Here is a 24,476-nt window from a genome sequence, read left to right as displayed (position 1 = left end):
CGGCGCTGGTTTGCTCGGTTACGGCCGACAGTTCTTCGGCGGCGCTGGCGATCTGGGTCACGCCGTCACGAATCCCACTGATCAGTTCGCGCAAGGTGCTGCCCATGCGCTGGATGCCTTGTTGCAGCACGCCCAGTTCATCACGGCGGGTGATTTGGATGTTGTGGCTCAGGTCGCCCGAGGCAATACGCTCGACCACGGCCAGGGTGTCTTGCAATGGACGGGTGATCTGGCGAGTGATCACCAGCGCGGCGATGATGCCGACCAGCAGTGCCAGCAAGGTGCTGATCAATTGCAGGCTACGGGCCTGGGCGCTTTCGGCGTCGCGGCGGTTGAGCTGGATCTCGTAGAGCTTGTCGCTGATGGTGACGATATCCGCGCCCTGGGTGGTCATTTCCGCACGGGCGGCGACGATGTTGGCGTTGGCCACCTTGTAGTTCTGCACGGCGGTGCGGTACGCGTTCAGGGCGGTTTCCAGCGCGCTCAACGCGCTTTGCTGGCTGGCGCCGAAGGCGACACTGAGGTCTTTCAAGCCACTGATGGTTTTTTCAATTTGCGCGGCGGCGCGGGCTTCGGTATCCGGGTTGACGTTACCGGTGTAGCCGCGCACTTCGTAGCGGGCCGACAGGAACTCGAACTTGGCATTGGTCACGGCCTGGAACTGAGCGAAGCGCTCCGGGCTCTCGGGCATCTGTTGCACCGTCGCATCCAGCGCGTTGATCTGCGCGTTGGCGATGTCGGCCTTGTCGCCCATCACCTGGCGCGAGGCGTTGCCGTTACGGTAAGCCTCGCGCATTTTGTTCAGCGATTGCTGGTAAGCGGTGATGACCGCTTTCTGCTCATTGAGCAGCTTGACGTTTTCCGGACTCTTGAAACTGTCGAGCAGTTTCTGTTGTTGGGCCGCGAAGGCGTCCAGGCTGGTCTGTACGTTCTGCGCTACGGCTTCGTCGCCATTGGCCAGCATGTATTGCAGGCGCACGATGCGCAGTTTGGTCAGCGAGGCGTTGAGCTGGGTGATGTCGCTCATCCAGTTGCTGCGGTCGATCAGACCGCCCAGGCTGGTCCAGCCGGTGAGGGCCAGGATCGAGGTGAGGACAAGTACCAGGCCAAAGCCCAGGCCCAGTTTGAGGTTGACGCTGATGTTACCGAACCAGCTGTTCATCTAATGCTCCACAAGAATGATGTCTGTTTGCTGGGCGGTATTGTTTTTTGAGCCAGCCAAGGTGTAGGCCGTTATCGGCGGCTGGGTGTGAATCTGAAGGGCTTAATTTTGGGCTGCGACGAAGGGTCATCCTCGTGGTGCGGCGATGGCGACCCAGGTGGATTACGGCGTCGCCGGGGCGGGCGCTATCGTGAGCCGCAGGCATGAAGCGGCTGCGCTGCTCATGTGCACGCTATTGCGCGCGATTCTTGGATGGCGGGCCTGACCTGGGGCTTCACCACTGTTGGGGTTGACGTCAAAACGCGGGAAATTGCTGCTGGCGATGTCCAGGCGTAACCGATGGCCGCGCTTGAACAGGTTGCAGGTGGCGAACGGTTCGATCAACACCTTCACCCGTTCGCCTGGCGTGAGCAGGGTGGGCTGTTCCCAGGAATCGCGATAACGACAGCGGCGTATGCCGTCGGTAATGTTCATCGCAAAGCCGTCCGGGTAATCGGCGCTGGGCGGGTACACGTCCACCAGTTTGGCGGTGAAGTCGGTGTCGGGCGCGTCGCTGTCGATCCACAGTTCGATCTGCACGTCTCCGGCGACGATCAGGTCGGCGGCGAGCGGTTCTGTCTGGAAGCTGAGCACGTCATCCCGTTCGCTCAGCGGGCGATTGTCGCCTCGCGTGCCGAAGAAGTCGGCGCGCTCGCGCTGGTCAAAAGCGCGCCCACGAATATCGGCGCACCGGAGGTCAGCGCGCCACCGATGGTCGGGACCGAGTGGGCCGGGTCGGTGGTGTAACTCAAGGCACCGTCGAGCGTGGAGGGCAGGGTTGGCGTCAGCTGTTTTTGCTCATTCAGGTAAAGGGTCAGGGTATGGCTGCCCGGCAGCGGCCAGCGCTCGGACTGCAGCCAGCGCCCGCCGTGTTGCAGGCGACCGTTGTGATCGCGCTTGCCGCTGCCGCCGCCCATCAAAAACACCTGCACAGGTGCCGCCGAGGTCGGCGGCGAAGGCTTGAGGGTTTGCTCGAACCACGCCAGGCGGCAGGTCAGCCAGTCCCTGTCGACCTGACCGTCAAACGTCGCGTCAGGGCCGAACTCCACGTCGCCGCTGTGGCTGATATTGCGGTCGCCATGCAGCCACGGGCCCATGATCAGGCGCTGCTGTTTTGTGCCGTTTTGCTTGAAGGCGCTGTAGTTGGCCAATGTCGAACTGACGTAGGCGTCATACCAACTGGACATGAACAGCACCGGTATATCAGGCAGTTGCCCATAGTGGCCTTCGGCATAGATCCCGGTCTTGCGCCAATACTCACTGAAGGCGCCCTGGGCCCATTGTTCCAGCAGGTAGGTTTCGTACTCCGGCACATGCCGCAAGGGAGACTGGCCGGCTTGCCATGGCATACGCGTGAACCACTGGTGGATGTCTTCCTGCTCCAGCGCGTCGCGTACCTGCGGGTCGGCCAGGGCGGCGGGGCTTTCCTTGGCCTGGCGAAAGGCCCAGGTGGCCTGCTTGAGTTCGAACGCGCCGCCCTGGCGAATACCGCACTGGTAGGCACTGGCGAAGCCTCCGCTGTCGAGCACCATGCTGCTCAGGCCCGGTGGATGCAGGCACGCCATCGCCAATTGCGTGTGGGCGGCGTAAGACAGGCCCATGCTGCCGACCTTGCCGTTGCACCAGGGCTGTTGGACGATCCAGGCCAGGGTGTCGAAACCGTCTTCGCCCTCGGCGGTGTACTTGGTGAACACCCCTTCGGAGGCATAGCGCCCGCGACAGTCCTGGAAGATCGCAACAAAGCCCTGCTCAGTGAACCGGGCGGCCATTTGCTCCCGGCTGATGTGCTGGCCGTCGAGTTGTTTTTCCGAGCGCGAGGGTTTGCTTTTGTCATAAGGGGTGCGTTCGATCACCACCGCAAAAGCGCCTTCGCTGTGTGCCGGCAAGTAGATGTCGGTGGCCAAGTGGATGCCGTCGCGCATCGGGATCATCTGGTTGAGCAGGGTTTGCATAGGAAAAACACTCATCGACTCAGTACCCACTCGTCACCGCAATGGCCAGCAGTGCCATTGCCAGTGCGGCATAGATCAGGAACAACGGCAGGATGTAGCGCGCCCACTGGCCCCAGCCGACATTGGCGGTGGCCAGCAATACCAGCAAGCCGCTGGACGTTGGCGTGATCATGTTGGTCAGGCCGTTGCCCAGCAAAAATGCGAACACCGTGGTCTGCGGGCTGACACCGGACAATTGCCCCAGTGGGCCGAAAATCGGCATAGTCACGGCGGCCTGTCCGGAGGTGGACGGGATCAGCACATCCAGCCCCAACTGCGCGAAGAACATGCCATAGGCCGACACGATCGGGCCGTGATCGCCCACAAGGTTGCCAGGCTGTCGACGATGGTGTCGAGCACCTGGCCGGTACTGAGGATGATCTCCACGGCGGTGGCCAGGCCGATCAGCACACCGGCAATCAGCACTTTCTTCATGCCGTCGACAAAGGCACTGGCGGCCACGCTCGCACCAAGCCCGGCGATCACGCTGAAGGCCACCGTCAGCAACAGGTAGAACGCCGACAGCTCATGGTATTTCCAGCCCCAGCGGTTGGAGGCGAACACCAGAAAAGCGATGCCTGCCAGCAACACGACCAGGTTGATCAGGTGGCGCATGGGCAGCGGAGTGCTTTCGAAGGTGATCTGCGCGGTGGCATCGAAACCGTGTTTGCGAATGCTCCAGAGCACAAACGCAATGCCGACCAGCAGAAAGCTGCAGTACGCCAGCACGCGCATGCTCAAGCCGCTGAAGATCGGCAGCCCGACCATCGGTTGAGCGACCGACAACGCCACAGGGTTGGAAATCGACGCCAGGTAACCGATCTTCACCGAGATGGTCACGATGGCCAGACCGATCAGGTTCGACAACCCCAACCGATTGGCCATGGCCACCATCAGCGGCACGATCAGGATAAATTCCTTGGCCAGGCCCATGAAGGTGCTGCCGGCGGAGAACACCAGCATCAGGCTGGGGATCAGTACATAGATGTTGCCCCGGGTCAGCCCCAGCAGACGTTCCAGCCCGGCATCAATCACCCCGGCCTTGTTCAGTACCCCGAACATTCCGCCGATGAACAACACTATGAAAATCAGTGCCGCGCGTTTCTCGATGCCCTGGGGAATGGCCATGAAGCCTTCCACCAGCGATACCGGACGGGCCACGTTGTCGCCGGCCTTGCGCGGTTGCAGGGCAAACAGTTGGCTCAGGGAATTGTGTTTTTCCAGCACCTGGTAAGAGCCCGGTACCACCAGGCCATTCTGGCGCTGGAACTTGCCGGCGTTCACCGCATAGGTGAACGCCACTGCGAGCAGGACGATGCTCAGCAGCATGATGGCCGGGTTGATTTGTTTGCGTTGTGTGGTTTTTTCCGCCACCGCTCGGGTAGGGATGCTCTGCGATTCGCTCATGCTGGTAGCCCCGGCGTGCGCCGTTATTGTTGTGTGGGGGACACGTGTGGGGCGGACACTAGGGCAAAGTTTTCGCGGCGACAACGTTATGCGTACGCTGGGTTGGGCTATGCGTTTTGTGGGTTCAATCGCTGCTTGAGGTGTTCGGCAAACGCGGTGACCATCGGCGATCGGGCCTCATCGGCACGAAAAGCCAGGCCGAAGGCGTAGGGCAACGCCGGGCGAAACGGACGGATAACAATCGGCAAATGCAGGAAATGGCTTGCCAGCAGCCCGTTGACGATCGACACACCCAGGCCTTCGGCGACAAAGCTGCACGCGGCGCCCACCGAGTGCACTTCGACGCGCACCTGGGGCGTGAGGTTGGCGGCGCGAAATATCTGGTTCAGCTCTGTACGCAGCGCCCGTTGCCGGCCAAGCATCACCAGTGGCACGTTGCGCAGGTGCTGCACGTCGATGCACGCATGGCGGGCCAGCGGATGGTTGACGGGCATCACACACACGCCTTCGGTTTGCAGGACGGGCTCGATGTCGAAATCAGCAATTTCGGTCGGCAGGCGCACAAAACCCAGGTCGACGGAGCGGTCCAGTACCGCGCGCTCGATCACGTCGTAGGCGCCGGTCAGCAACTCGACGACGATGTCGTCGTGGCGCTTGAGGAACTCTGCGACGATCGGTGGCAACAACTCCTGGGTCATGCTGGTGGGCACCCCGACCTTGAGCAGGCTTTTGCGTGACCGACCTACCCGCATCTCGTCGGCCAGGCGCTGAATACGTTGCATGCCATCCACCAGTCCTGCGACTTCGGTGAGCAACTCCTCGGCCTCTGGCGTGGCCATCAAGCGACCTTTTTTTCGCAGAAACAAGGTGAAACCCAAATGCTCTTCCAGTTGGCTCAACAGGCGGCTGACCGCTGATTGCGACAGGCCCATGCGCGTCGCCGCGCCGATGGTCGAGCCGGTGGACATGATCGCCTTGAAGGCTTCGAGCTGTTTGAGGTTCACCGTGTTTTTCCTGTCGGATGCGAGGGCTGCAGTGCTTTGCGCATAGCCTGATGCGCTTCTCGCATAACGTTGTGGGGCTGTCGACGAGCCGTTAGTGTCTGCCCCAATGCGACGTGCCGTCCAGCCTGTCGCGCGGTGCAATTGCCCATAAAAAATGACAATACGGCATTGAGGAAACACGTATGCGTGAGTTTTTCATAAGGGGGAAATGGGTCTCGGCGGGCCTGTTGGCGAGCCTGTCTCCGGCATTGATGGCCGAAGGTTTCTGGGAGGATTCCCATGGACGGCTGACCTTGCGCAACTTCTACTTCAACGACGGTTATCGCGATGGTGGCGAAGACCGCAAGGAGTGGGCCCAGGGCTTTCTGCTCAACCTGCAATCGGGTTACACCGAAGGCACCGTCGGGTTTGGCCTGGATGCCTTGGGGTTGGCGGGTGTGCGCCTCGATTCCAGCCCTACCCATGCCGGCACGGGTTTGCTGCCGGTGCATGACGACGGCCACGCGGCCAGTGAGTTCTCAAGCCTCGGTGTCACGGCGAAGATGCGCTGGGGCGATGCCTTGGTAAAAACCGGCACATTGCTGCCGAAAATTCCGCTGCTGGTGCACAACGACGGGCGTCTGCTGCCGCAGACCTTCCAGGGCACGCAGCTGGAATACACCGGCATTCGCAACCTCTACCTGCACACCGGGCACTTGGATAAATTCAAGCTGCGTAACTCAACCGACAGTGTGGATATCTATCCACAGGGCTACAGCGGCAAAAAGGGCACGGATTTCGATTTTGCCGGCGCCACCTATGCCTTCACTCCGACACTCAGCGGTACCTGGTACTACGGGCAGATGCGCGAATTCTATCGTCAGCAGTTTTTTGGTTTGGTGCACAAGCAGCCACTGGGCAGTGGCACGCTGACCAGCGACTTGCGCTATTTCATCAGCGGCGAAGCGGGGGAGGCGCGCAATGGTCCGGTCGATGCTGACATGTTCAGCGGGCTGTTTACCTATCGCGTGGGGCCGCAAGCGCTGGGCGTTGGCTACCAGAAGGTCACCGGCGAAACGGCGTTGCCCTATGCCAGTGTGTCGACGGTGTATTCCTTCAGTAATGCCGGTGTCGGCAAGTTCATCCAGGCCGGCGAGCAAACCTGGATGCTGCGTTACGACTATGATTTGGCTGCGGTGCTGCCGGGCCTGAGTTTCATGACCCGTTACTACAAGGGGCAAAATGGCGATTACAGAGGCCGTGAGGCGCGCGAGTGGGAGTCCGATACCAACCTGCGCTATGTGATCCAGGACAGCACCCTCAAAGGCCTGGGGGTGGAACTGCGTAAAGCGACCTATCGTTCGACCTATGCCAGTGACCGCGACAACTATCGCCTCTACCTGACCTACGACCTGGCGCTCTGGTAGCTCGCAGCAAGGGCTCATCATGGACCGGCCTTGTGTGCTAGTCTGCGGGCCCTTTTAGTTTTGGACGGCGCGGCAAATCGCGTTGTCCTGCAGCGGAGCCTCTTCATGTCCGAAGTTAATCTGTCCACCGACGAAACCCGCGTCAGCTACGGTATCGGCCGTCAGTTGGGCGACCAACTGCGCGACAACCCGCCACCAGGTGTGAGCCTGGACGCGATCCTGGCTGGCCTGACCGACGCATTCGCAGGCAAGCCAAGCCGTGTTGACCAAGAGCAAATGGCTGCCAGCTTCAAGGTCATCCGCGACATCATGCAAGCCGAAGCGGCTGCCAAGGCTGAAGCGGCTGCAGGCGCCGGCTTGGCGTTCCTGGCTGAAAACGCCAAGCGCGATGGCATCACCACCCTGGCTTCCGGCCTGCAGTTTGAAGTGCTGACGGCCGGTGACGGCGCCAAGCCGACCCGTGAAGACCAGGTGCGCACCCACTACCACGGCACCCTGATCGACGGCACTGTGTTCGACAGTTCCTACGAGCGTGGCCAGCCTGCAGAATTTCCGGTGGGCGGCGTGATCGCCGGCTGGACCGAAGCCCTGCAACTGATGAATGCCGGCAGCAAATGGCGCCTGTACGTGCCTAGCGAATTGGCCTACGGCGCTCAAGGCGTTGGCAGCATCCCGCCGCACAGTGTTCTGGTATTCGACGTCGAACTGCTCGACGTTCTGTAAGACCTGCTGTTACCTGTAGGAACGAGCTTGCTCGTTCCTACAGCGTTTTGCCGGTGTACTCATGGATGGAACTTGCCATTGAGCTCCGTCGCTGGGCGCAACGCCCGCGCATAGCAGAACAGGAACAGATTACGCACCACTTCCTTCAGCACACCGGGTTCGCTTGAACTCAGGCCATTGACGTCCAGGTCGCCCTGGTCCTGCAGTTCAGTCAGCGCTTCTTCTTCGAGCACCGCACAGACTTCACCGGTTTCCCGATGCAGGATTCGTAGGTAAGGATGTGGGCGGTCCAGCCAGGCATCGATCAAATAAGTCATGGTCATTCTCCTTGATGGGTTTCAATGAGAATAATTCTTATTCGTGGAATAGCAAGTGCCTATTGGCGGTTTCCGGGTTTTTCTGTGTGGGTATTGAGAAAGGTCAACGGGGAGGGCAAAGCGCCATCCCGCGGCGGGCGCGGGATGGAAACAGCAAGTTCAGACTTTGCGCACGAATTCGGACTTGAGCTTCATTGGGCCGATGCCGTCGATTTTGCAATCGATATCGTGGTCACCGTCGCACAGGCGGATGTTCTTGACCTTGGTGCCGACTTTTACCACCAGGGAAGTGCCCTTGACCTTGAGGTCCTTGATCACGGTGATGGTATCGCCGTCCTGCAGGACGTTGCCCACAGAGTCTTTCTTCACGGTTTCATCGCCGGCCACTTCGGCCTCGCCACTGGCGGACCACTCATGGGCGCATTCCGGGCAGATCAGTTGGGCGCCGTCTTCGTAGGTGAATTCGGAATTGCATTTCGGGCAGGGTGGCAACGTGCTCACTAAAGCTCCTCGGGAGTCAGGGATGGCTAAAAGTCGCACATTATATAAGGTTTTTTGCTCGGGGGCGCTTTGGAATTGGCAATACAACCTAAATGTGGGAGCAAGCCGCCTCCCACATGCAAGTATTTTAGTGCGTACGCGCGACCGCGAACTCACTCAGCTCAACCAGGGCGTCCCGGTATTCGCTGGCCGGCAGGGCTTCCAGGCATTTGATTGCACGGGCCACGTAGTCACGCGCCAGTTGCGCGGTGTAGTCCAGTGAACCCGAGGCTTCCACGGCAGCGCGAATGCTTTCCAGGTCCTCGATGCCGCCTTTCTGGATCGCCTTGCGCACCAGGGCGGCCTGTTCCGGCGTACCTTCGCGCATGGTGTAGATCAGCGGCAAGGTCGGTTTGCCCTCGGCCAGGTCGTCACCCACGTTCTTGCCCAGGGTTTCGGCGTCGCCACGGTAGTCCAGCAGGTCGTCCACCAGTTGGAACGCCACGCCCAGATGATCACCAAAGGTGCGCAGCGCTTCGGCCTGTTCGGCGCTGGCGCCACACAACGCGGCGGCGCTGTGGGTCGAGGCTTCGAAGAGCATCGCGGTCTTGCCGCGAATCACTTCCATATAGGTTTCTTCGGTGGTGCTGGCGTCACGCACCTTCGACAGTTGCAACACTTCGCCTTCGGCGATGATGCGGGTGGCCTGTGAAAGGATCTTCATCACCGGCATTGAGCCCAGCTCGACCATCATTTCGAATGAGCGCGAATACAGGAAGTCGCCCACCAGCACGCTCGGGGCGTTGCCCCACATGGCATTGGCGGTCTCGCGGCCACGGCGCATGCCGGACATGTCGACCACGTCGTCATGCAGCAGGGTGGCGGTGTGCAGGAACTCGATGGTAGCGGCGAGCAGGCGCAGGTCATCGCCTTCGCGGCCCAGGGCCTTGCCACACAGCAACACTAATAAAGGACGCAGGCGCTTACCGCCCGCCGACGTAATGTAGTCGCCAATTTTGGAGACCAGCGGCACTTTAGACGTCAGCTGCTGCTTGATGATGCCGTCGACGGCGCTAAAATCGTCCGCGACCGCGCGGTAGAAAGCTTGGGGTTGCATCAGCGACAGTCGCTCCAGAAGGGTTGCGCGGCATGCTAGGACCCTGACCCCGCAGTGTCAAGGCGCGATAGACGGCCCCTTGCAAGCCTTCCACAGCTTGCGTACAATCGCGCACCCTGAACTTCCTGGGCAGCACCTGCCTTACGCAATTGCATTCGGGACGTCCATCCCATGCAGCCATGCCAGCCAATACCTCTTCTTATAAAGCGCTGGGTGAGCAGGATTATCGGAGAAATACCATGTCGTACGCAGTAATTGTTACTGGTGGCAAGCAATACAAGGTCGCCCCAGGTGAATACCTGAAGATCGAAAAACTGGAAGTCGCCACCGGCGAATCCGTTACCTTTGATCGCGTTCTGTTGGTCGCCAATGGCGATGACGTGAACATCGGCGCTCCAGTTGTTGCTGGCGCTACCGTTGTGGCTGAAGTGATCTCCCAAGGTCGTCACGATAAAGTCCGCATCATCAAGTTCCGTCGTCGTAAGCACCACATGAAGCGTATGGGCCACCGCCAGTGGTACACCGAGATCAAAATCACCGGTATTCAGGCTTAATTTCAGCCTAATTCCTCACTAGGAGAATTGACTCATGGCACACAAAAAAGCTGGTGGTAGTACCCGTAACGGTCGCGACTCAGAAGCCAAACGCCTTGGCGTTAAGATGTATGGCGGCCAGAAAATCATTCCGGGCAACATCATCGTGCGTCAGCGCGGCACCCAATTCCACGCCGGTTACGGTGTTGGCATGGGTAAAGATCACACCCTCTTCGCGAAAATCGAAGGCGTGATCAAGTTTGAAGTAAAAGGCGCGTTCAACCGCCGTTACGTGAGCGTTGTCGCAGCTTAATTGCGAGATCGCTGGAAAAGCCCTGTCTTGCGACGGGGCTTTTTCGTTTGTGGAGTGAGTCTCTTGCAAAGCTGTTTGTAATGAGCTCAGGCGCTGGATAGGCGGTCGCTGTTTGAGGTCGCTGCGCTCATTTTTGCAAGAGTCTTATGTCTTGGTTTTTTAAGCTCGTCCATGCGGCGAGAGGCGTTTTGTTATGAAGTTCGTTGATGAAGTTTCCATCCGAGTAAAAGCAGGCGACGGCGGTAACGGTTGCATGAGTTTCCGTCGCGAAAAATTCATCGAAAACGGTGGCCCCAACGGCGGTGACGGCGGTGACGGCGGTTCCATCTACATGATGGCCGACGAAAACCTCAACACCCTGGTCGACTACCGTTACACCCGGCACTTCGATGCCGAGCGCGGCTCCAACGGCGGCAGCACCGACTGCACCGGTAAAAAAGGCGAAGACCTGGTACTGCGTGTACCGGTCGGCACCACGATCATCGACTCCGCCACCCAGGAAGTGATCGGCGACCTGACCAAGCCGGCCAGAAGCTGATGGTGGTGCAGGGCGGCTGGCACGGTCTGGGTAACACCCGATTCAAGTCCAGTACCAACCGTGCGCCACGCCAGACCACGCCGGGCAAGCCGGGCGAGCAGCGTGACCTCAAGCTGGAAATGAAAGTACTGGCGGACGTCGGCCTGTTGGGCCTGCCGAACGCCGGCAAAAGTACCTTTATTCGCTCGGTCTCGGCCGCCAAGCCGAAAGTCGCCGACTACCCGTTCACCACCCTGGTACCCAATTTGGGCGTGGTCAGCGTCGATCGCTGGAAAAGCTTTGTCATCGCCGACATTCCCGGCCTGATCGAAGGTGCTTCCGACGGCGCTGGCCTGGGGATTCGCTTCCTCAAGCACTTGTCGCGTACCCGTTTGTTGCTGCACCTCGTCGACATGGCGCCGCTGGATGAAACCAGCGCAGCGGATGCCGCCGAAGTGATCGTCAGCGAGCTGACCAAATTCAGCCCGGCCCTGGCCGAGCGTGATCGTTGGTTGGTGCTGAACAAATGCGACCAGATCCTCGAAGAAGAGCACGAGGAACGCGTCAAGGAAATCGTCGACCGTCTGGAGTGGACCGGCCCGGTCTACGTGATCTCGGCGATCGCTAAAGAAGGCACCGAGCGCCTGACCCGCGACATCATGCGCTACCTCGAAGACCGCGCCGACCGCCTGGCGGCCGACCCGGTGTACAAGGCCGAACTCGCCGAACTCGACCAGCAGATCGAAGACGAAGCCCGTGCTCAGTTGCAGGCCCTGGACGACCAGCGTGCCCTGCGCCGCAGCGGCGTGAAGTCGGTGCACGACATCGGCGACGACGATTGGGACGAAGAAGACGTGGATGATGAAGACGGTCCGGAAATCATTTACGTGCGCGACTGATCCGTTGCGATAAACTTGAACGCCGCTCCCTGGAGCGCGTTTTGGTATCCGGGTATAACGTTATGGGCGGCGCTGGGTCGCGCGGCCCTCACTCTAAGGTTGAAGATGATGCGGAGCAAAGTGACAGGTGCGCAGCGCTGGGTCGTAAAGATCGGCAGTGCGTTGTTGACGGCGGATGGCAAGGGGCTCGATCGCGCAGCCATGAGCGTCTGGGTCGAACAGATGGTGGCCCTGCATGAAGCGGGCGTGGAGTTGGTGCTGGTGTCGTCCGGGGCGGTTGCCGCCGGGATGAGCCGCCTTGGCTGGACCGCGCGACCCAGCGCGATGCACGAACTGCAAGCCGCCGCCGCCATCGGCCAGATGGGCCTGGTGCAAGCCTGGGAATCGAGCTTTGCCGAGCACGGCCGCCACACCGCGCAGATCCTGCTCACCCACGACGACCTGTCCGACCGCAAGCGCTACCTCAACGCCCGCAGCACTTTGCGTGCCCTGGTCGAGCTCAAGGTGATCCCGGTGATCAACGAGAACGACACAGTGGTCACCGACGAAATCCGCTTCGGCGACAACGACACCCTGGCCGCCCTGGTGGCCAACCTGGTGGAAGCCGACCTGTTGGTGATCCTCACCGACCGCGACGGCATGTTCGACGCCGACCCGCGCAACAACCCCGATGCCCAGTTGATCTATGAGGCGCGTGCCGATGATCCGGCGCTGGACGCCGTGGCCGGCAGTGTGGGCGGCGCGCTGGGCCGTGGCGGCATGCAGACCAAGCTGCGCGCTGCGCGCCTGGCCGCGCGCTCCGGTGCCCACACCATCATCGTTGGCGGGCGCATTGAGCGCGTGCTGGATCGTCTCAAGGCCGGTGAGCGCATCGGCACGTTGCTGTCGCCGGAGCGCGGCATGCTGGCAGCGCGCAAGCAGTGGCTGGCCGGGCACCTGCAGACCCGTGGCACTCTGGTACTCGATGATGGTGCCGTGTCGGCCCTGTCCCAGGGCAACAAGAGTTTGTTGCCGGTGGGCGTCAAGCTGGTACAGGGCAGCTTCCGTCGTGGCGAAATGGTGGTGTGTGTCGCGCCCGACGGTCGCGAGATCGCCCGTGGCCTGGCCAATTACAGCGCCCTGGAAGCGCAGAAGATTATTGGACAATCGTCGGATGCGATTGTCGGACTCTTGGGTTATATGGCCGAACCGGAACTGGTTCACCGCGACAACCTGATCCTGGTTTAACCATAGGAAGTACACGATGCGCGTGATGAAGGGATTGCTCGGCCTACTGCTGGCCATGCCGCTGCTGGCCTCGGCCGAAGAAATCGGCCAGGTGTCGACGGTGTTCAAGTTTGTCGGCCCCAACGACCGGATCGTTGTTGAAGCGTTCGATGACCCCAAGGTCGACGGTGTCACCTGCTACCTGTCGCGTGCCAAGACCGGCGGCGTCAAAGGCGGCCTGGGCCTGGCCGAAGACCGTGCTGAAGCATCGATTGCCTGCCGCCAGGTCGGGCCGATTCGCTTCAAGGGCGAACTCAAGGACGGCGACGAAGTGTTCAAGGAGCGCACCTCACTGGTATTCAAGACCATGCAGGTGGTGCGTTTCCTCGACAAGCAGCGCAATACCCTGGTGTACCTCGTCTACAGCGACCGCCTGATCGAAGGCAGCCCGCAGAACGCGGTGACCGCCATCCCGATTTTGCCGTGGCCGACCGCTCAGTAACCCGCAGGCGAGTTTTGTCATCGGCGTCTATGATTGCAGGCTTGCGGGTTGTAATCTCCAAGCATCGTAATGCAAAGAACATGGAATATCTGGAGTTCGTCATGAGTGCTTTCCACGACCTGAAACTCAAAGCGTTGGACGGACAAGAGCTGCCGCTGGCCCCCTTCAAGGGGCAAGTCGTGCTGGTGGTCAATGTGGCGTCCAAATGTGGCTTGACCCCGCAATACGCGGCGTTGGAAAACCTCTATCAGCAATACAAAGGCCAGGGGTTTACCGTGCTTGGCCTGCCGTGCAATCAATTTGCGGGCCAGGAGCCGGGTACCGAGCAAGAGATTCAGGAGTTCTGCAGCCTGAACTACGGCGTGACCTTCCCCCTGGGCAGCAAACTTGAGGTCAACGGTCCTGACCGTCACCAGCTGTACCGCTTGCTGGCGGGCGAGGGTGCCGAATTCCCCGGAGATATCACCTGGAACTTCGAAAAATTCCTGCTCGGTAAAGACGGCCGCGTGCTCGCGCGTTTCTCGCCACGCACCGCGCCGGATGATCCGACGGTCATCCAGGCCATCGAAAAAGCCTTGAGTTGAACAGCTTTGGTGCAGCTGCAAGCTACAAGTTACAAGCCGCAAGAAGAAGCGCCGCTGTCCCTCTTGTAGCTTGTAGCTTGTAGCTGCCCTCATACCCCTTAATCACCCAGATCAATAGTGCTACCCAGCGCACCGTGCACTCCATATTATCCACGTCATAAATCTTGTCTTCCGTGGAGTGCCCCCATGCCTGTCCAAGCCTTGTTCAAACCGTTCCAGCTCGGTGCACTGCGACTGCCGACCCGTGTGGTCATGGCGCCCATGACCCGCTCGTTTTCCCCGGGCGGTATCCCCAATTCCAAAGTGATCGAGTACTACCGTCGCCGTGCTGCCGCCGGCGTGGGCCTGATCATTACCGAAGGCACTGTGGTCGGTCACCAGGCGTCCAACGGTTACCCGAATGTCCCGCATTTCTACGGTGAAGCAGCATTGGCCGGCTGGAAGAAAGTGGTTGATGCGGTACACGCCGAAGGCGGCAAGATCGTCCCGCAGCTGTGGCATGTGGGCAGCGTGCGGCGTATTGGCACCGAGCCTGATGCCAGCGTGCCGGCCTATGGCCCGATGGAAAAACTCAAGGATGGCAACGTGGTGGTCCACGGCATGACCACCCAAGACATCCAGGACGTCATCCATGCCTTCGCCCAGGCCGCCAAGGATGCCCAGAGCATCGGCATGGACGGCGTGGAAATCCACGGCGCCCACGGCTATCTGGTGGACCAGTTCTTCTGGGAAGGCACCAATCAGCGTACCGACGAGTACGGCGGCAGCCTGGCCAACCGCTCGCGTTTTGCCATTGAATTGATCCAGGCCACGCGCGCGGCTGTCGGCCCGGATTTCCCGATCATCCTGCGTTTTTCCCAGTGGAAACAGCAGGACTACACCGCACGCCTGGTACACACCCCGCAAGCGCTGGGCGAGTTCCTCAAGCCGTTGTCCGACGCCGGTGTGGATATTTTCCACTGCTCCACTCGCCGTTTCTGGGAGCCGGAATTCGAAGGTTCCGACCTCAACCTGGCCGGCTGGACACGCCAGCTCACCGGCAAACCGACCATCACCGTCGGCAGTGTCGGCCTGGATGGCGAATTCCTGCAGTTCATGGTCAACACCGACAAAGTCGCGCAGCCGGCCAGCCTGGAGAAGCTGCTGGAGCGCCTGAACAACGATGAGTTCGATCTGGTCGCCGTGGGCCGCGCGCTGCTGGTTGATCCGGATTGGGCGGTGAAGGTACGTGAAGGTCGCGAGGGCGACATTCTGCCGTTCAGTCGTGAGGCGTTGACGACCCTGGTCTAAGCGGCGCCTACCCGCGCTCGGTCCGACGGCCCATCAGGCCCTCAGATCAAGCGCGACGCCCCTGCAATCGCAGGCTGCTCGCCACACGCTCCACGGAGTTGATGTTCGAACTGCTCGATAATCGCCGGCCAGCCCTGGCGGCTGGCATGTTGGCGGGCATTCAGGCGCGCCCTGCGCAACGTCTCCCGTTCTTCCAGCAGCCAAATGGCCGCATCGCAAAACGCGTTTTCATCCCCCGGCATCGCCAGTACGCCATTGTAGCCATGGCGGATATGCTGGGTGGCCGCCGCCTGGTCATAAGCCACTACGCCCAATCCTGAAGCCATCGCTTCCAGCACCACATTGCCAAAGGTTTCGGTCAGGCTGGGAAACAGGAACAGATCCCCCGAGGCGTAATGCCGTGCCAGCTCCTCGCCGCGCTGAGCGCCGCAGAACACCGCGTCGGGCAGGTCGTGCTCCAACAGCGGGCGTTGCGGGCCATCGCCGACGATGATCAGCTTCATCCGGCGTTGTGGGTACGTTGCCTGCAGGGCATCGAAGCAGCGTTTGAGTAGCGCGAGGTTTTTCTCCTGGGCCAGGCGCCCAACGTGCAGCACGCCAATATCATCGTTTGCCAAGCCCCAGCTATCACGCAGAGTGTTGTCGCGCTTGGCCGGGTGGAACAGCTGGCTGTCAACCCCGCGCGACAACATCCCCAAACGTTCGAAATGCCGCCGCTCCAGTTCCAGGCGCTGGCTGGCGCTGGGCACCAAGGTCAAGGTGGAGCGGTTATGAAACCAGCGCAGGTAATGCGTGACCAGGCGGCTTAACAGGCTCAAACCGTACTGGTTGGAGTACTGCTGGAAATTGGTGTGAAAACCGCTGACTACGCTGATCCCCAAGCGCCGCGCCGCGCGCAGTGCCGACAGCCCCAGCGGCCCCTCGGTGGCGATATACAGCACGTCCGGGCGCTGCCGCGTCCAGCGCCGCAGCAGCTTGTGCATCGACGACTGGCCCCATTGCAGGCCCGGGTAACCGGGCAATGGCCAGCCACGGCACAGCAGCAATTCGTCGTCGCTGGGGCGGCTCTGGTCGGCGCCCTGGCGTGGGCGTACCAGTTCGACTTGATGGCCACGCGCACGTAATCCTTCGCACAAGCGGCCAAGGGTATTGGCCACCCCGTTGATCTCTGGCGGGAAGGTTTCGGTGATCAGGGTGATGTGAAGCAAAGCGGTCGTCATGACCCACAGTGTCGCTGTGGGCCATGTCGCCATTGTGTCATGCAGATGATGGATTTATGACCGGGTCACTTTGGGCACGGCCATCGCCTCGGCGCCTTGCTCGCGCACCCAGAACAACGTGGCCCCGGCCACCGCCGCCGGCATCATCAGCAGGTTGACCACCGGCACCAGCAGCACCAGGTAGACGACGCCGCCGAAGCTCATGCTCTGCCAGCGCTTCTGGCGCAGCCAGGCGAGCATTTCGTTCCAGCCGAGCTTGTGGTTGTCGGCCGGGTAGTCGATGTATTGGATTGCCATCATCCACACCCCGAACAGCAGCCACAACGGCGCCGCGATCAGGTTGACCACCGGAATGAACGACAGGATAAACAGGCCAATGGCTCGCGGCAGGAAGTAGCCCAGCTTGCGCAATTCACGGGCCAGCGTGCGCGGCACCATGGCGATCAGCTCGCCCCAGCTGAAGGCCGGGAAGTCATCGGTGCCGCGTACCACCACTTCAACCTTCTCCGAGAGAAATCCATTGAACGGCGCCGCGATGATATTGGCGAGCATCGTGAAGGTGAAAAACACCATCAGCACCACCAGCACCACAAATAAAGGCCAAAGCAGGTAATTCAGAAAACTCAGCCAACTGGGCAGGGTCGGCATCAAATGGTCGACCCACAGGCTGAATTGGTGGCCGGCAAAATAAATCAAGCCGACGAACAGCACGATATTGATCATCAGTGGCAGCAGTACAAACAGGCGCAAGCCAGGGCTCAATACCAGTTTGAGGCCTTCACGCAGGTATTGCGGGCCGGAAAGAGCGGGGGCGGGCATGGAGAACTCCGAACAAAGGGGCGAACGCGCCGACCTTACCGGCTTTGTATTCCAGGCGAAAGCGGCGACATCAGCGGTAACAAACCCATCGATTGAACGGGGGTGACTGCATAGAGACCACCTATGAGCTGGATTGTTATTCCGTATTTCCTTAATCTTGCCCCCCTCTATACGCTGCACCCATTATTTTCAGGATTCGCGAGTTCAAGCCTTCCCCAAGTGCTTCGCGGTCCTTTTTTATTCCAGCCGTCTTGTAGTCCGGACGGTCGATAGGAGCGAGTCATGTCTGATACCCGTCATTCGCGAGTGATTATTCTCGGTTCCGGCCCTGCCGGTTACAGCGCTGCCGTCTATGCTGCCCGGGCCAACCTCAAGCCGCTGCTGATCACCGGCATGCAGGCGGGCGGTCAGTTGACCACCACCACCGAAGTCGACAACTGGCCGGGCGACGTCCACGGCTTGACCGGCCCGGTGCTGATGGAACGCATGAAAGAACACGCCGAGCGCTTTGAAACCGAGATCGTGTTTGATCACATCAACAAAGTCGACTTCTCCAAGAAGCCTTACAGCCTGACCGGTGACAGCGGCGTTTACACCTGCGATGCGCTGATCATCGCTACCGGTGCCAGCGCCCGCTACCTGGGCCTGCCGTCGGAAGAAGCGTTCATGGGCAAGGGCGTTTCGGCCTGCGCGACCTGCGACGGGTTCTTCTACCGCAACAAGCCGGTCGCTGTTGTCGGCGGCGGCAACACCGCCGTGGAAGAGGCGCTGTATCTGGCCAACATCGCCAGCACCGTGACCCTGGTTCACCGCCGCGAGACGTTCCGCGCCGAGAAGATCCTGATCGACAAGCTGCACGCGCGTGTCGCTGAAGGCAAGATCATCCTCAAGCTCAACGCTACTCTGGACGAAGTGCTGGGCGACAACATGGGCGTGACCGGTGCTCGCCTGAAGAACAACGACGGCAGCTTCGACGAGCTGAAAGTCGACGGCGTGTTCATCGCCATCGGCCACACCCCGAACACCTCGTTGTTCGAAGGTGTGCTCGAAGCCAAAGACGGGTACCTGGTGGTGCAAGGCGGCCGTGAAGGCAATGCGACTGCCACCAACATCGAAGGTATCTTCGCTGCCGGCGACGTGGCCGACCACGTCTACCGCCAGGCCATCACCTCGGCCGGCGCCGGTTGCATGGCGGCCCTGGATGCCGAGCGGTACCTCGATGGGTTGAAGGACGCTTCGTTCTAACCACGCCGCAAAAAAAAATGTGGGAGGGGGCAAACCCCTCCCACTTTTTGATTCGCGTCTGGCTTAGGGTTTGCGTGTCAGTGGTTGTGCGCTGAACTTCACACCCGCCAGGCCATGCTCGATCAACGCCCGAATATTGCCGTGATCGCTGCCCTCAGGCGTAGCCACCACCGACCGGTAATGCTCACCAAACGCCAGCAACGCTTCCTGATCATTCAACCCTTCCAGCAGCGCCAGACCCAGGGTTTTGCACGACCCTTCGTTCTGCCCAGCGGCATTTTCCACTCCGCCGTTGGTGAAGGCTTGCGGCTGGTAATCGTAACCGACCGCAATAAAGGCCAGGGTATCGGCAAAGACATGTTCGCCGCTGTTGAGGCTGGCGCGCAGGGTATTCAAATCAATCATCGGATCTGGCTCTTTCTTAATGGATATAGGTGAGATTACCTATAGTAACTTTTTCGAGGTTATTTCGAACCACATGCAAGCCTACAGGGGTTAAAACGTCTTGCTCGCGCCGGCTACTATGGTCGCGCTGCACAGGTTATCGAAGCCGGTAAAGCCCGTACATTCGGCTTTCGAGAGGTCGGTGTCGATATAGCTCAGCGACCAGTTAACGCCGACTAACTCTCGGCTGAACTTGATTTCCCAATTGTGATAATCGGCACGACCGTTGCCGTTGTTACTGAAAAATACATCGTCTTTGTAGTCGACGTATTCATAGCGGGCTTCCAGGCCGATTTCAGCGGGCAGCACGGTGTGGTAACCGATCAACCACGACGACAGGTCTTCGTCTTGTTTACCTTTATGAAGCTCGCCATTTTCATCCTCGTAGTCGGGACCTTTCATATTGCGCACGTATTTCCCGCCGAGCAGAACGCCGTAAACATCAAGGACAGTCTTGATTTCGCCCTGGTTGTAATCGCTTTCGCGCGGGTATTCATACTGCGTGTAGAAACTGTCCAGGCTGATGTTGTCATGTAGTTGCCAAAAATAGCCGGCGAAATATTCGATCTCCTGGCGCGTTTTGGTGCCATTACCGAAGTCGACATTCGAGGTCCAGAGGCCGGCATATAAACCGCTGGCGTGGTTGAGGGTTATCCCCAGTTGTGCGGCAGGGTCACCCAGGGTTTGCGAGATACCACTGGTGCGATAGTCACTGACCAGGGCGGGGTTGATGATGAGCTGGAAGCTGTCGTTGAGCTCGACGGCTTGAGCGTTGATCAGTGGGCCCAATGTGAGCACTGCAAGCATGAAGACGGAAAGTGCGTTCATAGAAGTCTCTTATTGTTATGAGTGTGTGAGTTATTCCAGGCGCGACTGTGCCCCGCGCGCTCTGGGAGCGGCGCCAAGTGTTTTGCGTGATGTTGAGCGAGCCAGTCAGGCGCCTGGGGCGTAAACCTGTTTACCGGAGAAGAAGGTGTTCAGGACCTTGGTCTCGAATAGCTCGTCGTCGCTGACCTTGAACACATCGCGATCCAGGACGATCAGATCAGCCTGCTTGCCGGGTTCCAGAGAGCCGATCTTCTGATCCAGGCGCAGGGTTTTGGCGGCGTTGATGGTGTAGGCGTAGAACATGGTCTGGCGGTCAAGGCTTTCCTTGGCGTTCAGCACCCCCAATGGGCCTTTACGCGTGCTGGCCTGAGCAATGGCATTCCACGGGTTGGGGCCAGATACGGGCCAGTCACTGCCCCCAGCGATGGTTGCGCCCGCGTCGTGCAAGGATTTGGCGGGGTACAAGTGATCGTAGGCAAGCGTACTGATGTAAGGCTTGACCAGTTCTTCGGTATAACTCTCGCTGGTGGCCCATAGCAATTGCATGGAGGCAATGACCCCTAGTTGCTTGAAGCGAGGGAAGTCTTCTGGATCGACCACTTGCAAGTGGGCGAGGCTATGGGCCACAGGGGTCGGGTTAAGGCGGCGCGCATAAGCAACGCCATTGAGGGCTTCACGTACGGCGCGGTCACCGTCCGCGTGCACGTGCATGATCCAACCGCGCTTTTCCGCAGCCACCACCAACTCACCGAAATGCTTCGGATCGATCAGCAACTGACCGCGTTTATTACTGTTCTTGTAGGGGGCGATGACCGCTGCGGTCTGCCCTGGAAACTCCATGATGCCGTCAGCAAAGATCTTGATGCCAGGGAATGTCAGATTGGGCACACCCTCGAATTTTTTCATCACCTTGGCCACGACTTCCAGGTCGGCCGGCTTGCTTTTGGAGTTGGTCAGCATCAAGGCGGCGACGTGGGCACTGAGTTCGCCCTTCTCGGCCAATTCGCGGTAGAACGGGAGCACGCCGTAGCTCTGCTCGGTTGCTGTGAAGTCGAACAGTGAGTCGCCATTGCCGGCATTGGATGCCGCATCCATCCAAGCGGTGACGCCATAGCCATTGTTGACCTTCACCGCTTCGTGGGCGGCCTTGAGCATGATCTCTTTGCTCGGTGCGGGAATTTTATTGCGTACCTGATCCCAGCGAGACTCGGCAAAATAACCGGTAGGGGTGAAGTCGATTTCGTGACCAACGTAATCACGCTCGTTCGCCGGCAGGCCTTTTACCAGTGCCGCATCGATTTTCGCGCGCTTGAGCATGGCGTTGTTGGCCCAGCCGGTATGGCCGTCGATGCCACTGAGCACCAGCGGTTGGTCGGCCCAGCGGCCGTGGTTGAAGATCTTGCCCAGTTCGCGGCTTTTATCCCAATAGGCCGAGCTGGTACCGGCAATTACGATGACGTCTGCGGATCTCGCCCTGCCGGCTTTGTCTTGCTCGATGATCCATTGCTCAAGCTCGGGCAATGGCTTTTCTTCATCCAGCAAGTTGGCGCCAAGGCTCGCGAGGCCTGCAGACACCGGATGGCTGTGAGTGTCAATCATGCCCGGCATCAAGACCTTGCCGGCAAGGTCGAACCGTTGAGTGTTGGCATCAGCGAGGGCATTGATCTGCGCGTCGCTACCGACTTCGAGGATCTTTCCGTTCTCCACCGCCACGGCTTGAGCCAGCGCTTGGCCTGGAACACCGGTGAAAACCTTGCCATTGGTGAATATCAGATCGGCCGCTGCCATGGCCTGCAGTGAGGGGATAGCTAACATTGCGGCCAGAACACAGGGGGTAAATCGCTTCATTCAAAGGTCCTTTTATTGATTTTGTTCTATTGACGTTTTAGCGACGCAGCACATCAGTGGCCGGCGAACGCAGGGTTCTTTGTTTGAAGTAGATAATGCGGGCGCAAGAAGGCTGGCCTCTATCCAATTTGCGCCTGATTGCGAGCTTCATTTTGGTGCGCCAACGCGTGGGGAGATTATTCAGCGGGGACGCGAGAGTGTGCGGCTGGGAAGTTCACCAAAGAGGTGGCGATAGGCCTGGGAGAAACGGCCCAGGTGCCAGAATGACCAGCGCATGGCGATTTGCGCCACGGTAGTCTCTGCGGGCACCATGCGCAGTAAGTCGCGGCGGGCAAAGTTCAATCGGCGTAACCGCTGCCATTGGCTGGGTGATACACCGATAGAAGAAGTAAAGCGTTGCTGCAACTGACGAACAGACACCCCAGCGCCGTTGGCCAGTTGCAACACATTGAAGTGCTCTTGCGGGCTGGCCATGACCAGATCGAAAACCCGTTGGATAAGACGGCGATCATGGGCGCGGTGTTTCAGGCTTGTCAGGTCCGGCATCTGGCTCGGGCAATCGAGGATATACAGGCAATCGTCGACCAGTTGTTGTGCCAGCCCTTCTTCAGGCACCGGGGATTGCCCCAAAGCTAACCGTTGAAGCGTACTGCTCAACCAATGGCCAAAAACCTGGCTCTGCCGGGAAACCAGCGGTGTGAGGAACATGCCATCCAGGCTGCTCAAATTCAGGCAATCAAGTTGATCGAGGTACTGAGGGCCAATCACCACCGCGACTTCTTTATAGTTTTCCGGGGTGATCCAGGTGTTCTGACTGTCTTCGTTGAGCAGGTACAGCGACCCGTCACCCGTGTCGAAACTGAAGACCAATGAACCGGCGGGCGCATGGAAATGCTGCTCCACCCGCGTGTTCATCTGCTCTTCATACACCTCGATGCCATTCAACTGCATGTAGACAACTTTGCCCCGAAAATACCCTGGGGACATTTGCTGGTAGTGCTCCTGCCAGCCGGAAATCGCCAGTTGCTGATCCACATCTGCAGTATCAAAGGTTTGAATCTGCATGCTTTTGCTTTCCTGGTTTTTCCCGCGGGCTGGTCCCAAGTCGTGAGGGCTTAGCGTCAGGGGCTTAAGCCATAGGCTCTGACGCAATATAACGCCTTGTTTGCAACGCTAGCCTGTTGCTGATACTGGGCAAGTGCCTAACCCTGCGTGTTTCCTTTGGCAAACGCGGCCTGTTGGTCGGCGCTGGCTTCTTTCTGGTATTGGGCTTTCCACTCGGCGTACGGCATGCCGTACACCACCTCACGGGCGTCATCGAGGCTGACATCGATCTGGCGCTCATCGGCCTCGGCCTTGTACCACTTGGACAGACAGTTGCGGCAGAAACCGGCGAGGTTCATCAGGTCGATGTTCTGTACATCCTTGCGGCTGTCCAGGTGCGCCACCAGGCGACGGAAGGCGGCGGCTTCGAGTTCGAGGCGTTGTTGGTCGGTCATAGGGGGTCTCTTCGAGACAGCTTCAAGCGGTAAGCTTCAAGCTGCAAGTTGGAATGGGGTCAGCTTGTAGCTTGTGACTTGTCGCTTGAAGCTGAGCGGCTCGCCGCGAGCGTTATCGAAACCGACTCGGCAAAACGCAGCGCATGGGGCTTGTCCACTTCGACTTCGGCGTACAGCACCGATTCATTGCACATCACCAGGTCCAGCAGTTCCTGGGTCAGCCGTTCGAGCAAGGCAAAACGGTTGCCTTCCACGTGGGCGATGATTGCCTTGGTGATGGTGCGGTAGTTCAGGGCATGGTCGATGTCATTGTCGCGCACGGCTTCCTGGGCGGCATACAGGATGGTCAGGTTGATCAGCACATCCTGCTTGTTGAGGATCTCGTCCTCGTTGATGCCGATATAGGTGCGCAGGCACAGGTCCTTGACCCGGATGCGCGCCATGCCTGGTTGAAGTTGTGGCATTGCTACTTGCTCCGTCCAATCAGTTGCAGGAACTCCATGCGCGTGGTGTTCGACTCGCGGAAGGCGCCGAGCATCACCGAGGTGTTCATGGTTGAATTCTGTTTTTCCACACCGCGCATCATCATGCACATGTGCCTGGCCTCGATCACCACCGCTACACCGGCGGCCTGGGTCACTTCCTGGATGGCATCGGCGATTTGCCGCGTAAGGTTTTCCTGGATCTGCAGACGTCGGGCGAACATGTCGACGATGCGCGCCAGCTTCGACAGTCCCAGCACCTTGCCGGTCGGAATATAGGCCACGTGGGCTTTGCCGATAAAGGGCAGCAGGTGGTGTTCGCACAGCGAGTACAACTCGATGTCCTTGAGAATCACCATCTCGTCATTGTCGGAAGCGAACAGTGCGCCGTTGACGATGGTTTCCAGGTTTTGCTCGTAGCCATGACACAGGTATTGCATGGCCTTGGCGGCGCGTTTGGGGGTATCGAGCAGACCTTCGCGCTCCGGGTCTTCACCCAAGCCCTTGAGAATCTCACGGTAATGGTGGGGCAGGGATAAAGTCATACAACATCCTCACAAACGGCTTACTTGATATGCCGCCCGCCGTTGACGGTCAGGGT

Annotated in this window: 22 protein-coding genes and 4 pseudogenes; 10 read left to right on the top strand and 16 right to left on the bottom strand. The window is 59.6% G+C overall.

The window, feature by feature from the left end:
- Positions 1-97 precede the first annotated feature (97 nt).
- The 4 genes and pseudogenes from JWR98_RS30180 to JWR98_RS11670 all read right to left on the bottom strand — a co-directional run.
- Positions 98-1,162: pseudogene (locus JWR98_RS30180) on the bottom strand (methyl-accepting chemotaxis protein); the annotation flags it as partial.
- A gap of 162 nt (positions 1,163-1,324) precedes the next feature.
- A pseudogene (locus JWR98_RS11680) lies at positions 1,325-3,153 on the bottom strand (CocE/NonD family hydrolase).
- 19 nt (positions 3,154-3,172) lie between these two features.
- Positions 3,173-4,599 (bottom strand): annotated as a pseudogene (locus JWR98_RS11675) (YfcC family protein).
- Between the two features lie 107 nt (positions 4,600-4,706).
- Positions 4,707-5,603, bottom strand: a complete 897-nt coding sequence (locus JWR98_RS11670) for a LysR family transcriptional regulator (RefSeq protein ID WP_078734628.1) — start codon at positions 5,601-5,603, stop codon at positions 4,707-4,709.
- A gap of 182 nt (positions 5,604-5,785) precedes the next feature.
- Between JWR98_RS11670 and JWR98_RS11665 the strand changes: the two genes are divergently transcribed.
- Both JWR98_RS11665 and bamJ read left to right on the top strand, forming a co-directional pair.
- The gene (locus JWR98_RS11665; RefSeq protein WP_078734627.1) at positions 5,786-7,009 is read left to right on the top strand and encodes an OprD family porin; all 1,224 of its coding nucleotides are present in this window, start codon (positions 5,786-5,788) and stop codon (positions 7,007-7,009) included.
- A gap of 105 nt (positions 7,010-7,114) precedes the next feature.
- The gene (gene bamJ / locus JWR98_RS11660; RefSeq protein WP_078734626.1) at positions 7,115-7,732 is read left to right on the top strand and encodes a BamJ family beta-barrel-assembly machinery protein; all 618 of its coding nucleotides are present in this window, start codon (positions 7,115-7,117) and stop codon (positions 7,730-7,732) included.
- Between the two features lie 59 nt (positions 7,733-7,791).
- Here bamJ and JWR98_RS11655 read toward each other — a convergent pair whose 3' ends face one another.
- The 3 genes from JWR98_RS11655 to JWR98_RS11645 all read right to left on the bottom strand — a co-directional run bounded on the left by JWR98_RS11655 (position 7,792) and on the right by JWR98_RS11645 (position 9,646).
- Entirely contained in the window at positions 7,792-8,049 is a 258-nt protein-coding gene (locus JWR98_RS11655; RefSeq protein ID WP_003176054.1) for a PA4570 family protein, read from the bottom strand.
- Positions 8,050-8,208: 159 nt separating this feature from the next.
- Entirely contained in the window at positions 8,209-8,550 is a 342-nt protein-coding gene (locus tag JWR98_RS11650) for a zinc ribbon domain-containing protein YjdM (RefSeq protein WP_042945274.1), read from the bottom strand.
- A gap of 127 nt (positions 8,551-8,677) precedes the next feature.
- Complete coding sequence (locus JWR98_RS11645; protein WP_003176052.1) at positions 8,678-9,646, bottom strand: polyprenyl synthetase family protein; 969 nt, start codon at positions 9,644-9,646, stop codon at positions 8,678-8,680.
- A 239-nt stretch (positions 9,647-9,885) separates the two neighbouring features.
- On the opposite strand from JWR98_RS11645, the gene rplU reads away from it, so the two are divergent.
- The 7 genes and pseudogenes from rplU (at position 9,886) to JWR98_RS11610 (ending at position 15,490) form a co-directional block, all read left to right on the top strand.
- Positions 9,886-10,200, top strand: coding sequence for a 50S ribosomal protein L21 (gene rplU / locus JWR98_RS11640; protein ID WP_007950961.1), 315 nt, complete (start codon positions 9,886-9,888; stop codon positions 10,198-10,200).
- Positions 10,201-10,234: 34 nt separating this feature from the next.
- A complete protein-coding gene (rpmA, locus tag JWR98_RS11635; protein WP_003176049.1) occupies positions 10,235-10,492 on the top strand; it encodes a 50S ribosomal protein L27 in 258 nt (85 codons plus the stop codon).
- A gap of 193 nt (positions 10,493-10,685) precedes the next feature.
- A pseudogene (gene cgtA, locus JWR98_RS11630) lies at positions 10,686-11,908 on the top strand (Obg family GTPase CgtA).
- A gap of 108 nt (positions 11,909-12,016) precedes the next feature.
- Entirely contained in the window at positions 12,017-13,135 is a 1,119-nt protein-coding gene (gene proB / locus JWR98_RS11625; RefSeq protein ID WP_003176047.1) for a glutamate 5-kinase, read from the top strand.
- A gap of 16 nt (positions 13,136-13,151) precedes the next feature.
- Positions 13,152-13,616, top strand: coding sequence for a CreA family protein (locus JWR98_RS11620; RefSeq protein WP_003176046.1), 465 nt, complete (start codon positions 13,152-13,154; stop codon positions 13,614-13,616).
- 101 nt (positions 13,617-13,717) lie between these two features.
- Entirely contained in the window at positions 13,718-14,200 is a 483-nt protein-coding gene (locus JWR98_RS11615) for a glutathione peroxidase (protein WP_205490094.1), read from the top strand.
- Positions 14,201-14,386: 186 nt separating this feature from the next.
- Positions 14,387-15,490, top strand: coding sequence for an NADH:flavin oxidoreductase (locus tag JWR98_RS11610; RefSeq protein WP_078734625.1), 1,104 nt, complete (start codon positions 14,387-14,389; stop codon positions 15,488-15,490).
- 41 nt (positions 15,491-15,531) lie between these two features.
- Here JWR98_RS11610 and JWR98_RS11605 read toward each other — a convergent pair whose 3' ends face one another.
- Positions 15,532-16,710 carry a glycosyltransferase family 4 protein gene (locus JWR98_RS11605; RefSeq protein ID WP_078734624.1) on the bottom strand — a complete coding sequence of 393 codons (1,179 nt, stop codon included), beginning with the start codon at positions 16,708-16,710 and terminating at the stop codon, positions 15,532-15,534.
- 54 nt (positions 16,711-16,764) lie between these two features.
- Positions 16,765-17,529 carry a sulfate transporter CysZ gene (gene cysZ / locus JWR98_RS11600; protein ID WP_078734623.1) on the bottom strand — a complete coding sequence of 255 codons (765 nt, stop codon included), beginning with the start codon at positions 17,527-17,529 and terminating at the stop codon, positions 16,765-16,767.
- A 282-nt stretch (positions 17,530-17,811) separates the two neighbouring features.
- On the opposite strand from cysZ, the gene trxB reads away from it, so the two are divergent.
- A complete protein-coding gene (trxB, locus tag JWR98_RS11595; protein ID WP_003194076.1) occupies positions 17,812-18,774 on the top strand; it encodes a thioredoxin-disulfide reductase in 963 nt (320 codons plus the stop codon).
- Positions 18,775-18,837: 63 nt separating this feature from the next.
- On the opposite strand, the gene JWR98_RS11590 is transcribed toward trxB, so the two are convergent.
- The 7 genes from JWR98_RS11590 to folE all read right to left on the bottom strand — a co-directional run bounded on the left by JWR98_RS11590 (position 18,838) and on the right by folE (position 24,420).
- Positions 18,838-19,179 (bottom strand): HopJ type III effector protein, encoded by a 342-nt coding sequence (locus JWR98_RS11590; RefSeq protein ID WP_078734622.1) that lies wholly within the window; start codon positions 19,177-19,179, stop codon positions 18,838-18,840.
- Positions 19,180-19,269: 90 nt separating this feature from the next.
- Positions 19,270-20,046, bottom strand: a complete 777-nt coding sequence (locus JWR98_RS11585; protein WP_078734621.1) for a TorF family putative porin — start codon at positions 20,044-20,046, stop codon at positions 19,270-19,272.
- Between the two features lie 105 nt (positions 20,047-20,151).
- Entirely contained in the window at positions 20,152-21,894 is a 1,743-nt protein-coding gene (locus tag JWR98_RS11580; RefSeq protein ID WP_078734620.1) for an amidohydrolase, read from the bottom strand.
- Positions 21,895-22,074: 180 nt separating this feature from the next.
- Positions 22,075-22,959 carry a helix-turn-helix domain-containing protein gene (locus JWR98_RS11575; RefSeq protein ID WP_078734619.1) on the bottom strand — a complete coding sequence of 295 codons (885 nt, stop codon included), beginning with the start codon at positions 22,957-22,959 and terminating at the stop codon, positions 22,075-22,077.
- Between the two features lie 137 nt (positions 22,960-23,096).
- Positions 23,097-23,393 carry a DUF1244 domain-containing protein gene (locus JWR98_RS11570; protein ID WP_078734618.1) on the bottom strand — a complete coding sequence of 99 codons (297 nt, stop codon included), beginning with the start codon at positions 23,391-23,393 and terminating at the stop codon, positions 23,097-23,099.
- Between the two features lie 59 nt (positions 23,394-23,452).
- Positions 23,453-23,857 carry a dihydroneopterin triphosphate 2'-epimerase gene (gene folX, locus JWR98_RS11565; protein ID WP_078734617.1) on the bottom strand — a complete coding sequence of 135 codons (405 nt, stop codon included), beginning with the start codon at positions 23,855-23,857 and terminating at the stop codon, positions 23,453-23,455.
- A 2-nt stretch (positions 23,858-23,859) separates the two neighbouring features.
- Positions 23,860-24,420, bottom strand: a complete 561-nt coding sequence (folE, locus tag JWR98_RS11560; RefSeq protein WP_078734616.1) for a GTP cyclohydrolase I FolE — start codon at positions 24,418-24,420, stop codon at positions 23,860-23,862.
- Positions 24,421-24,476 lie beyond the last annotated feature (56 nt).

Source organism: Pseudomonas lactucae (assembly GCF_016937615.1).
In the GTDB taxonomy this organism is placed as follows: Bacteria; Pseudomonadota; Gammaproteobacteria; order Pseudomonadales; family Pseudomonadaceae; genus Aquipseudomonas; species Aquipseudomonas lactucae.
Note: the sequence above shows the minus strand (reverse complement) of the source record. Positions and strands in the feature narration are given on the sequence as shown.

Bases quoted from the DNA above. Each gene is read 5' to 3' on its own strand.
- JWR98_RS11580 (WP_078734620.1), bottom strand. From the start codon at position 21,894: ATGAAGCGATTTACCCCCTGTGTTCTGGCCGCAATGTTAGCTATCCCC.
- folE (WP_078734616.1), bottom strand. From the start codon at position 24,420: ATGACTTTATCCCTGCCCCACCATTACCGTGAGATTCTCAAGGGCTTG.
- JWR98_RS11655 (WP_003176054.1), bottom strand. From the start codon at position 8,049: ATGACTTATTTGATCGATGCCTGGCTGGACCGCCCACATCCTTACCTA.
- JWR98_RS11590 (WP_078734622.1), bottom strand. From the start codon at position 19,179: ATGATTGATTTGAATACCCTGCGCGCCAGCCTCAACAGCGGCGAACAT.
- JWR98_RS11615 (WP_205490094.1), top strand. From the start codon at position 13,718: ATGAGTGCTTTCCACGACCTGAAACTCAAAGCGTTGGACGGACAAGAG.
- bamJ (WP_078734626.1), top strand. From the start codon at position 7,115: ATGTCCGAAGTTAATCTGTCCACCGACGAAACCCGCGTCAGCTACGGT.
- cysZ (WP_078734623.1), bottom strand. From the start codon at position 17,529: ATGCCCGCCCCCGCTCTTTCCGGCCCGCAATACCTGCGTGAAGGCCTC.
- trxB (WP_003194076.1), top strand. From the start codon at position 17,812: ATGTCTGATACCCGTCATTCGCGAGTGATTATTCTCGGTTCCGGCCCT.
- proB (WP_003176047.1), top strand. From the start codon at position 12,017: ATGCGGAGCAAAGTGACAGGTGCGCAGCGCTGGGTCGTAAAGATCGGC.
- JWR98_RS11610 (WP_078734625.1), top strand. From the start codon at position 14,387: ATGCCTGTCCAAGCCTTGTTCAAACCGTTCCAGCTCGGTGCACTGCGA.
- rpmA (WP_003176049.1), top strand. From the start codon at position 10,235: ATGGCACACAAAAAAGCTGGTGGTAGTACCCGTAACGGTCGCGACTCA.
- JWR98_RS11665 (WP_078734627.1), top strand. From the start codon at position 5,786: ATGCGTGAGTTTTTCATAAGGGGGAAATGGGTCTCGGCGGGCCTGTTG.
- rplU (WP_007950961.1), top strand. From the start codon at position 9,886: ATGTCGTACGCAGTAATTGTTACTGGTGGCAAGCAATACAAGGTCGCC.
- JWR98_RS11620 (WP_003176046.1), top strand. From the start codon at position 13,152: ATGCGCGTGATGAAGGGATTGCTCGGCCTACTGCTGGCCATGCCGCTG.
- JWR98_RS11585 (WP_078734621.1), bottom strand. From the start codon at position 20,046: ATGAACGCACTTTCCGTCTTCATGCTTGCAGTGCTCACATTGGGCCCA.
- folX (WP_078734617.1), bottom strand. From the start codon at position 23,857: ATGCCACAACTTCAACCAGGCATGGCGCGCATCCGGGTCAAGGACCTG.
- JWR98_RS11605 (WP_078734624.1), bottom strand. From the start codon at position 16,710: ATGACGACCGCTTTGCTTCACATCACCCTGATCACCGAAACCTTCCCG.
- JWR98_RS11645 (WP_003176052.1), bottom strand. From the start codon at position 9,646: ATGCAACCCCAAGCTTTCTACCGCGCGGTCGCGGACGATTTTAGCGCC.
- JWR98_RS11575 (WP_078734619.1), bottom strand. From the start codon at position 22,959: ATGCAGATTCAAACCTTTGATACTGCAGATGTGGATCAGCAACTGGCG.
- JWR98_RS11570 (WP_078734618.1), bottom strand. From the start codon at position 23,393: ATGACCGACCAACAACGCCTCGAACTCGAAGCCGCCGCCTTCCGTCGC.